At 42.9% G+C, this 2,093-nt stretch carries 2 protein-coding genes; both read right to left on the bottom strand.

The features are described from left to right. Positions 1-827: 827 nt before the first annotated feature. A complete protein-coding gene (locus GGR02_RS17205; RefSeq protein ID WP_181519512.1) occupies positions 828-1,619 on the bottom strand; it encodes a hypothetical protein in 792 nt (263 codons plus the stop codon). Between the two features lie 54 nt (positions 1,620-1,673). Continuing rightward, a partial coding sequence (locus GGR02_RS17200) for a tyrosine-type recombinase/integrase (protein WP_183186157.1) occupies positions 1,674-2,093 on the bottom strand: 420 nt, incomplete at its 5' end.

The raw sequence follows: 2,093 nt of genomic DNA, 5'->3' as shown, positions 1-2,093 counted from the left end.
GCAATTCAGGGGACATACGAAGCAAAATTCGACCGCTGTATTGTTTCATTGCTGTCACCTTCGATATGATTGTTTGATGATATCATTATATAATCATGCAAAATAGATGTCAAGCATGATATATGATTTGATACTATTTGAAGTTTTTTATTTACGATTTCACTAGATAACACACATCCCCCATCCCCTTTCACATCCCCCGATGTCTGAATCGTGCCTGTCGATGGGGCACAAGAAATCCCCCATGTCCCCCATCTCCCCCATTCCAAAAATCATCACATAAAAACATGATGCCGCATGCGGTTTTGTAAAAAGTAAAGATGTTGTCCAACCTCGAACCTTCGAATGGATGTCACAGGAAGAAAAAATATGCAAAATCATGTTCCATCATCTATTGGTTTTCTCATCATGATAAGCGTCATACGTTTGAAAACAAACAAGCTTACGGAATATGTCAATGACTGCATGTAACAATCAAAAACAGATGAACAAACGAAATCATCTACCATCATCTTCTGAAAGAACGACGAAAGGATGATCGTTTCTACACATGAAACAAAAAAGGACAAGGGCATAAACATATAATGGAAAGGAATCCTTACAAACGAAAACATACAAAAAATCACGATCCAAAACACAAAGAAGGATAACTCCCTAACTGCTTACAAAATACCTTCCATTTGCTTCATTCATCTGACTGCAAAAAAAATGGGGGACGCGGGGGAAAGGCTGTCTGTCCTTGTGGCTGTTGGGGTTTCACGTCTCTCTTTTCGGGGGACTGCGTCGGGGGAAAGGGGAAGGGCTGACACAACACATGCCAGCACTCTTCACTCATGCGATCGAAGCAGACGCTCGATTTCATATTCAAATCCATATCGCTTGAAAAATTCAATCAATGCCACCTCAAATAATTCACGCTGTTTAATGTTTCGTTGATTACAAAATTCGACCGTCAAGTTTTGCAAAGCATCCGAAATCTGTACGGTCTTTCCGCTCGCTTTTCCCGGAATGATGTAACGCGGGATCGTGTCTGGTGCTTGCGTAGGCACGAGCCATTCCATGAGCTTCTCCTTATTTTTCTGCAACATTTCCAGCAGCGGAAGGTATTGTTGGAACTGACGAAGCTCGTCCGTTGAACGAATGGACATGTGCGTTTCTTCTTGCCTTTCCGCTTCTTGGTTGACCTTGCACGCATCCTTTTGTTCGGCAGGTGTCGGTTCGATTTTCCCTGTTTTTTTCACATAGTTTCTTTCATCCGGAGACCATATATAACCTTTGGCGGTCATATATTCCGCCAGCTCCCGATGGTCTTTCACCCCTGCCTTTTTGCATACTTCCTCAATATCGACCGTTGGTTGCTTCAACATATTAATGACGATTTGCGCCTTTGTCAGCGGCAATGCCTTTTCTTCCTGATGCTTCTCACGTGGAATCTTTGGAACGTACGTCTTTTTCTCACTATCCCACGTGAAATTTCTTCTTCTCATGTAAATATCCAGCGTTTTATAATTGGCATGACCAAACATTTCCGCTAATTCATCTCTTGTTAATCCTTCCGCCAATCCCTGCAAAATTTCCTTTACTCGCTCATCATAGATCGGCTTTTCCGATGTCGCCATGTGCTACACCTTCTTTCCTGATGAATGGAGGAGAGACGAGAGGTCTCCCCCACTTTATAACGTGCGAATCGCTTCCACCAGTTGCTCTTGATTCGCATGCACGTATACCGATGTTGTTTTTAAATCCGCGTGTCCAAGTAATTTTTGAATATGAACGATGTGCACATTGTTTTTCACTAAATTGGACGCAAAGCTATGTCGAAGCACGTGGCACGTCACTTTCTTTTTCCAGCCAAGCTTCCGTGTCGTTTCATGCAACACGCGATTCACGTACACATCGGACAGCTTTCCTGTTTTGGACAAGGCAAAGAAAAATGGGCTGTCTGTGGCTGGACGAATGTGCTCTTTGTAATGCTTCAACAACGGAAGCAACTTTGGACTGATTGGCACTTTTCTTTGTTTGTTCCCTTTTCCGTTTTGCACAAAAATGATGCCTTCCTCCAAATTCACATCTTCCAACGTGAGCGACAAACA

Source organism: Anoxybacteroides voinovskiense, from assembly GCF_014196205.1.
GTDB classification, from domain to species: Bacteria; Bacillota; Bacilli; order Bacillales; family Anoxybacillaceae; genus Anoxybacteroides; species Anoxybacteroides voinovskiense.
The sequence above is the reverse complement of the archived record's forward strand: the minus strand, read 5'-3'. Positions and strand labels throughout refer to the sequence as shown.

Excerpts from the sequence above, each read along its gene's own strand:
- GGR02_RS17205 (WP_181519512.1), bottom strand. The coding sequence starts at position 1,619 with ATGGCGACATCGGAAAAGCCGATCTATGATGAGCGAGTAAAGGAAATT.